Genomic DNA, 8,048 nt, shown 5'->3' with positions numbered 1-8,048 from the left:
CTTCGTTTTGGCAGGGTAAAACGTCTTGATTTCATCAATGCATCTTCAACCTTTTTAATGGTTCGATTCACATTACTTTCAGCGATATGGTAATTTGCCGCTAATTCCAGTTGAGTACTATAGTTGCGTAAGTAATTGAGTGTTAGTAACAATTGATCCTCTATAGCTAAAGTATGAGGACGGCCTGATTTCTTTTTAAGTGATTCTGCTTTTTCTAAAACCTCTACCATTTCAGTAAAAACTTGTCGAGGTACGCCAACTAAGCGTTTGAATTCAGAATCTGAAAAACGGTTTAATTTCTGATATCTCATGAAATTTATATGGAGGTGATTTTTACTTTCGCAAGAGGTCTAAGCTTAATCCATTAATATTTAGAAAACTAAAACTTCTAAATACTTCCAATTCATCTTTTTTTTGAGGTTTTATGCTTAGCATTTAATTGATTAATCTATTGATTTTTTTGTGCACGATATTGTCCTGAATCATAAAACTCAAAATATTTAAATAAGAGCTCAAAATTTTTGTCATTTCCTATATGACGTTAAGAACTTAGGTCACTTATAAAGCAATCAAACCAATGATTTTTATCAGGATCATGGCGTAAAGAATCAAAAGATCTTTTAAAGTCTATTTTTTACAGTACATACATAAGATCTCAGTATTTGAATGTAACAGCGAAACGAGCTCATGTAGTTTTATTCACTATAAAAATCCACTCGGATTTTGGCAGTTTGCTATAATTTACAAAACCACTGTATGGGCTGTTAAATTGAAAATTATCTTTGCGGGCACACCAGAATTTGCAGCAACTGCATTAGCTGCATTACTTAAAACTGAACATGAAATTGTCGCGGTCTATACGCAACCTGACCGCAAAGCAGGTCGTGGACAAAAATTAACAGCTTCGGCAGTCAAACAGTTGGCTTTAGAACATGACTTACCTGTCTATCAACCATTGCACTTTAAGTCTTCAACTGAAGAAGGTTTAGCAGCACAAGCTGAACTCAAAGCCTTGGGTGCTGATGTAATGGTAGTGGCAGCATATGGCTTGATTTTGCCACAAGTGGTCTTAGACACACCTAAATATGGTTGCCTGAATATTCATGGTTCACTCTTACCACGTTGGCGCGGTGCTGCACCCATTCAACGTGCCATTGCTAGAGGGGATCAAGAAACTGGCGTGACCATCATGAAAATGGCCGCAGGTTTAGATACTGGCGATATGATGTTTAAAACCCTCTGTCCTATTCTCGCAGATGACACCTCAGCTACCCTTCATGATAAACTGGCTGTTCAAGGTGCTGAAGCGATTGTGGCTGTTTTGGCCTCAGAAGCGACTTTGCAACAGTATTTAGCACAGCGCGAAATACAGGATGAAACGCTCACTGTCTATGCACATAAATTGAGTAAAACTGAAGCACAAATTGATTGGTCACAATCTGCTGTACAAATTGATCGTAACATTCGCGCCTTCAATCCTTGGCCAGTGGCGTTTATCCGTTTAGATGAACAAAACAATTTACGTGTTTGGAGCTCAAGACTTTCTGAGCAGAAAGTAACAGCCCAAGCAGGTGAAATCATTGCTATTAGCAAACACGGCGTAAGCGTGGCATGTGGTGATGGTCAGGTCGTGATCCTAACCTCATTACAGTGGCCGGGCGCTAAAGCCTTAAATGCAGTACAAGTTCTGCAAACCCAAAAATTGAATATTGGACAAATTTTATAATGAAGCAATCTCCCCACGCCTCAGGTAAAAACCTCAACTTACGTGCTCAGGTTGTAAAAACGTTATTGGCTGTCCAAAATGGTCAATCATTACAATCGGTTCTTGCCCAACACATGAATATTGTGTCGGATAAAGACCGTGCCTTGTACCATGAATTGGTATTGGGCTGTTTACGTCAATGGCACTCATTAAAGCAACTGACGCTACCACTCCTTTCTAAACCTTTAGAAAATCAAGTGGTAGAGACGTGTCTTTATCTTGGTTTATACCAACTTTTATGTACCCGTGTTGCTGCCCACGCTGCGATTTCAGAAACCGTAGAAGCATGTAAACAATTGGGTATGGAAAGTTTAAGTGGCGTGGTAAATGCGATTTTACGTCGTGCGACCCGTGAATCAGAACAGTTCTATGATGTACTCGAACAAGCTCCAGGTTTACCAAGTTGGTTATCTAAGCGCTTGAAAAAAGATTGGGGTGAGCAACTCCCTGAAATCAGTTACCAGCTTAAACAACTTGCCCCCCTGACTTTACGTGTAAACACCCGTCAGGTCAGCCGTGATGAATATCTTGATATCTTAGAAGATGAAGGGATTGCAGCACATCGCTGTGAAATTTCTGAGGTGGGCATTGTCATGGACGAAAGCCTACATATTCCAAGCTTACCTGGTTTTGAAGCAGGGGGCTTTTCGGTACAAGATGAACATGCGCAGCTGTGTGCCACATTATTGCCAAACTTAGATGGTCAGTTTGTTATTGATGCTTGTGCAGCTCCAGGTGGTAAAACAGCACACATCCTAGAAACTTTTGATGTGAAAAAACTCATTGCTTTAGACCAAGACGAAAAACGTTTAAAACGTCTTTCAGAAAATTTAGAGCGTTTGGTCTTAGCTGGTGAGCATGTTGAAGTGGTTACAGCTGACGCTATTCAATGGCAAGCGCCTGAATTAGCTGACTGTATTGTACTTGATGCGCCATGTACTGCAGTGGGTGTACTTCGTCGTCATCCTGATATTCGTTTACTGCGTCAATCGAACGATATTCAACAAACTGTAGAACTGCAAAAACAGATTTTAGAAAACATGTGGCAGCAGCTTAAAGTCGGCGGTACGCTACTTTATATTACCTGCTCTATTCTAAAAGCTGAAAACGAACAGCAGATGGTAAACTTCTTTAGTACGCATGCTGATGCTCAAGAAGTTAAAATTGATGCCAATTGGGGCGTAGAACAAATTCACGGTCGTCAACTGTTCCCACAAGTGGGGCATGGCGATGGTTTCTTCTATTGCCTAATCCAAAAAACTGCATAAGCAAAAAGGTGGCTTTTGCCACCTTTTTTTATTTTAGACAAAGCGAAAAATGACTAAACTAATAGCAAGAGATGCCATACCTGTGACTAAGCCATACACCGTTTCATGACCTTGTGCATAACGTTTGGCGGTGGGCAATAACTCATCTAAAGCCAAATACACCATGACTCCCCCAATCACTCCAAAAATAATGCCATACACTACAGGTCCCATCAATGGCGCCAAAATAAAGTAACCCAATGCAGCACCTAGAGGCTCAGCCAAACCTGAAATAAGACTGGCTAAAATCGCGTAGTCTTTACGTCCTGTTGCCATATAGACAGGCAACGCAATGGCGACACCTTCAGGAATATTATGAATCGCAATTGCGACTGCAAGTGGTGCACCCAAAGTTGGACTTTCTAATGTTGCAAAAAAAGTGGCTAAACCCTCAGGTAAGTTATGCGCGCTAATCGCAAATAAAGTCATTAAACCTGTGCGCAGCAATTGCTGTTGTAAGCCTGCATCTAGATGACTTTTTTCCACCACTTGATGTGGATTTGGAATCAGATGATCCAGCAACAATACTAAAATCACACCCAATAAAAAAGCGAGTGTGCCAAAGGCAAAACCTAAATTTTCATCATATTGCTGACTAAAGGAGTCTATAGATTTGTTTAAAATTTCAGTCAGTGCAACATAGACCATTGCACCTGCTGAGAAAGCTAAACCAAAAGATAAAAACCGATAGCTAGGTCGATTAAAAAAAATCACTAAAATCCCACCAACAACGGTGGCTAACCCCGCCATTAGCGTGACTAAAAATGCGCTCAGTACCTCTATATCTAAAACTGTGGACATGCGAAGAAGCCACCCAAAAAAATAGTCATTATCAAACAAATGATAATGACTATTATTTACAAAAACAATGCTTTTATTGTGGATGTCTAATCTTCAGCTTCATCAGGATTTTTAATCAAATGAATCGTAGCTAAAATTAAGCCGCCCCATAGTAAGCTCATTGAGATTATCATCATCATCAGTGCCGATGTATTCATATTATTTCTCCTCACTATGACGATCTTTCATTAAGCTAAATAAAATTGCACCTAAAATAAAGAAGGCCAATGTACCACCACCAACAATCCATAAAATTTCAGATGCATAACCGCCATAACCTTCTTGCATAATAGATTTTACAGTTAAGCCTAATGCAACTAATAATGAAATTGGCGTTACGATGGTCAACATAAAGTTCCAACTCGCACCCAACTTAATACTTGAATATTGATTAATATGCACTTCAAGTTGTTTCATTAATGGACGATGCAACCAAGACACCAAAATAATAGAAAGTAAACCACCACCCACAATACCAATGTTATTGGCAAAGTAGTCAATGATATCAACGAAGGTAATCGCACTATGCGTTGAGAACATTAGAGTAGATACAATGGCTGAACTACCAGCAATAATCGTTACTGACTTTTTATGTGACCAACCCAGCTTATCTTGGAAAGCAGCAATTGGTACTTGTAAAATACTCACCATAGAAGTAATCCCTGCCACAGTCAGCGAAGCAAAGAATAAGAAACCAAATAAGTCGCCGCCAGCACCTAAGCTTGAAATAATTTTAGGGAAAGCAATAAAGGCTAAACCAATACCACCTGAGACCACATCTTCTACTTGAGCACCTGAGCTAAATGCCATAAAGCCAAGTGCGGCAAATACACCAATACCTGCCAAAATTTCAAAGGATGAGTTAGCCAAAGCCACTACAACACCAGAGCCTGTTAAATTGGTCTTTTTCTTTAAATATGATGCATAAGTCAACATGATCCCGAAACCAACCGATAACGAGAAGAAAATATGGCCAAATGCTGCGAGCCATACTTTATAGTTGGCCATTGCTTCCCAATTTGGGGTAAAGAAGGCATTTAGACCATCCATTGCACCAGGCAAACGTACCGCTTGAATCACTAAGATAGAAAATAAAATTACCAAAAGTGGCATAAAGATTTTATTGGCCAACTCGACACCACGACGTACCCCGCCGTACAAAATCAGCATTACAGCCAACCAGACAATGACTAAGCCCCAAAATAATGTGGGTACAAAGCCAAGGGCTAAACCTTCACCATTTTGTAGATACGTATTAAAGAAGAATGCTTGCGTATCTGTGCCCCATTTTTGTCCAAACGAGTAGAACATATAACTGCCCGCCCAAGACAATACACTGGCGTAGTAAATACCAATCACCAAAGTCACCATCACTTGCCACCATCCAAGTGATTCAGCTTTCATAAGCTTTTTATAAGCAGTAGGTGGTGCTTTACGAAACTTATGTCCAACTGCATAGTCTAGAAATAGTAATGGAAGACCTGCTGCAAAAATTGCAACTAAATAAGGGATTAAAAAAGCACCACCGCCATTTTCATAAGCTACATAAGGAAAACGCCAAATATTTCCCAAACCCACTGCGGAGCCAATTGCAGCAATAATAAAGCCAGAGCGGGCTGACCAATTCTCGCGATTATCTGTCATATAACACCTAAACCTTCGTCATTTTTTTAGCAGTTGTTATTGGATTAATCGCAGCTAAAAAAACTCCATTTCAATATTAATCTTGTTGTGTTTGAAGCTAGATTGACACCTTTTGGGCGCTAGGCTCTAATTTGCAAACAGAAAAAAATCAGATTGGTTTTTATAAAACTCGCCATAATTTTTTTCCTTTGATAGAACCACAATACCGATTTTTAATACGCTTTACTTAGATTTCTGCAGCAAAGTTGCGAGATTTATGTTCATCTATGGCTTAATTGTTCAAAATATAACTATTTTTATCTAATACAAAATAAGCTAAACATTAAAAATAGTTTTTGTATGCGTTTTTAGCATTCCATATAATTATTAATTATAGCTAAACTCGAGCCAAAACAGCCATAAAAAAAAGCCTCCCAAAGGAGGCTTTTTTTATTTTAAATTAAGTCGTTTGTTTAATTGGCTGAACTGGATTTGCTTCAAGCACAGATTCATCTACAACTTTCACTGGACGAATTAATGCCACCGCAATGACTGCGATAATGGCAGGAATCGCAACCGCTAAGAAATTGATTTTATGTGGTAAGGCTAAACCTAATAAGAAACCAATAAAAATTGGACCTACAATGGCACCTAATCGCCCAATCCCTGATGCCCAACCTAAACCAGTTGAACGTACTGCAAGCGGATAATACTGTGCAACATAACTGTACAGTAAAATACTACAACCAATTGAGGCTGCACCTGCGAGCGCGACCAGTAAATAAATGACCGGCTGTGGTGAATTAAAACCTAAACCCACTAGAGCCAAAGCACCAACCAACAACATACTAATAATCACAGGTTTAAGGTGGAAACGATCGGCTAGCACACCACCACCTGCAGTACCGATCACTGCGCCAATATTTAATGCCAACAGGAATGTTAAACTGCTACCGAGCGAGTAACCCGCTGCCATCATCAATTTTGGTAGCCAACTGCCTAAAGCATATACCATCAATAAACACATAAAAAATGCGGTCCAAAACAGAACCGTACCACCTGCACGGCCTTGCTTAAATAAAGCCGAAATAGATGCATCTGGCACTTTCACTTCATTCAGAACCAATACCGTATCTGGAGTTACTTTTTCTTCTGGTGCTAATTTCTGAACAATACTTTGGGCTTTTTCAATCTTTTGCTGCTTAACTAAAAAAGTTAAAGATTCTGGTAAAAACTTAATTAATAAAGGTAAAACTAATAAAGGAATACCTGCAATCCAAAACATGATTTGCCAGCCTACCGTTGGAGTTAACCAAGCGCCAAGCAAAGCAGCCATAATACCGCCCATTGCATAACCACTAAACATAGCAGTCACTAGAGTGCTACGTAATTTTTGCGGCGCATATTCAGAGGTTAATGCCACTAAATTAGGTAATACACCACCAATTCCAAGACCAGCAATAAAACGTAATACACCAAATTGGGTTGGATTTTCTGCGAAACCACCTAAGAAAGTAAAACCACTAAATAAAGTCACACAAATTAAAATAACTTTTTTACGACCAATTTTGTCTGCCAACATGCCAAACAACATGGCACCAAACATCATGCCCGCAAGTGCTGTACTTGCCAACATACCTGCTTGAACTGCAGTCATACCCCACTCTTGCATCAGCAAAGGTAAGACCACACCATTAATTGCTAAATCATAACCATCAAAAAGTACAACAAATAAGCACCAAAGTACCACTGTCATATGAAAGGGTTTAAATTTTGCCTTATCAACTACAGCATTGACATTCATTGTTTGCGCTGTCATTTATCCTCACCTCCAATTGTGAGATTTTTTTATTTTTTATTCGAATAAAATGAACAATCATTCATTTTTTCATTGGATAAGAATGACAGGATATGATGCTTTGTCCACAACCCTTAGGGTATTTAATTATGCATTTTAGGTATAAATAGGCATTTATATGGTCAAAAAAACTAAAAAAAGGTCTGTTGTAAACTAAATACTGAATAAATTAGTAATCAATTAATTTTATTAATTTATATAAAACATTAATTTATGGGAATCAAATATGGATATAAGACCAAAGGACCTAAAAATTTCTAAATTCAGTGTATTTCGTCGGAAATTTTGAGCAAAATTCAAAACTAAAAAAATCCCCCGATCGTTGATCGGGGGATTTTTAGAATAATGAGCTGGCGATGACTTACTCTCACATGGGTAACCCCACACTACCATCAGCGCTAAGAGGTTTCACTTCTGAGTTCGGGAAGGGATCAGGTGGTTCACGCTTGCTATTGTCGCCAGCACAACTTGGATGCTTACTTATCAGGTCTTACAGATGCCTAACTTTCGTCAAATGAGTTATTAACAGGTATATCTGAGTCGTCTATTTTGTTCGTTAGCGTTAACTAAATCAAGTTGTTTGTAGTGATTTTGACTACCACACCAACTGTTTGGGTGTTGTATAGTCAAGCCTCACGAGCAATTAGTATTGGTC

General features: G+C 38.9%; 7 protein-coding genes and 1 rRNA gene. 2 read left to right on the top strand and 6 right to left on the bottom strand.

All coding sequences use genetic code 11. The features are described from left to right. Positions 1–311 (bottom strand): transposase family protein (locus AC5YCI_RS15990; RefSeq protein WP_496175922.1); only part of this gene is annotated, 311 nt, incomplete at its 3' end. Between the two features lie 458 nt (positions 312–769). Here AC5YCI_RS15990 and fmt point away from each other — a divergent pair. Beyond that, positions 770–1,726 carry a methionyl-tRNA formyltransferase gene (gene fmt, locus AC5YCI_RS15985; protein WP_496130847.1) on the top strand — a complete coding sequence of 319 codons (957 nt, stop codon included), beginning with the start codon at positions 770–772 and terminating at the stop codon, positions 1,724–1,726. After that, positions 1,726–3,033: a 16S rRNA (cytosine(967)-C(5))-methyltransferase RsmB gene (gene rsmB, locus AC5YCI_RS15980; protein WP_496175921.1), complete on the top strand. Its 1,308-nt coding sequence runs from the start codon at positions 1,726–1,728 to the stop codon at positions 3,031–3,033. Before fmt ends, rsmB begins: the two co-directional genes overlap by 1 nt. 33 nt (positions 3,034–3,066) lie before the next feature. On the opposite strand, the gene zupT is transcribed toward rsmB, so the two are convergent. From zupT to rrf, 5 genes are all read right to left on the bottom strand, one after another. After that, positions 3,067–3,873 (bottom strand): zinc transporter ZupT, encoded by an 807-nt coding sequence (gene zupT / locus AC5YCI_RS15975; RefSeq protein ID WP_496175920.1) that lies wholly within the window; start codon positions 3,871–3,873, stop codon positions 3,067–3,069. A gap of 86 nt (positions 3,874–3,959) precedes the next feature. After that, positions 3,960–4,070, bottom strand: a complete 111-nt coding sequence (locus AC5YCI_RS15970; protein WP_496130844.1) for a methionine/alanine import family NSS transporter small subunit — start codon at positions 4,068–4,070, stop codon at positions 3,960–3,962. A 1-nt stretch (position 4,071) separates the two neighbouring features. Next, entirely contained in the window at positions 4,072–5,556 is a 1,485-nt protein-coding gene (locus tag AC5YCI_RS15965) for a sodium-dependent transporter (RefSeq protein WP_496175919.1), read from the bottom strand. 439 nt (positions 5,557–5,995) lie between these two features. After that, positions 5,996–7,354: an MFS transporter gene (locus tag AC5YCI_RS15960; RefSeq protein ID WP_496130842.1), complete on the bottom strand. Its 1,359-nt coding sequence runs from the start codon at positions 7,352–7,354 to the stop codon at positions 5,996–5,998. A gap of 387 nt (positions 7,355–7,741) precedes the next feature. After that, a 5S ribosomal RNA gene (gene rrf, locus AC5YCI_RS15955) occupies positions 7,742–7,856 on the bottom strand. Positions 7,857–8,048 lie beyond the last annotated feature (192 nt).

Source organism: Acinetobacter sp. CY17 (genome assembly GCF_059515825.1).
Note: the sequence above shows the minus strand (reverse complement) of the source record. Positions and strands in the feature narration are given on the sequence as shown.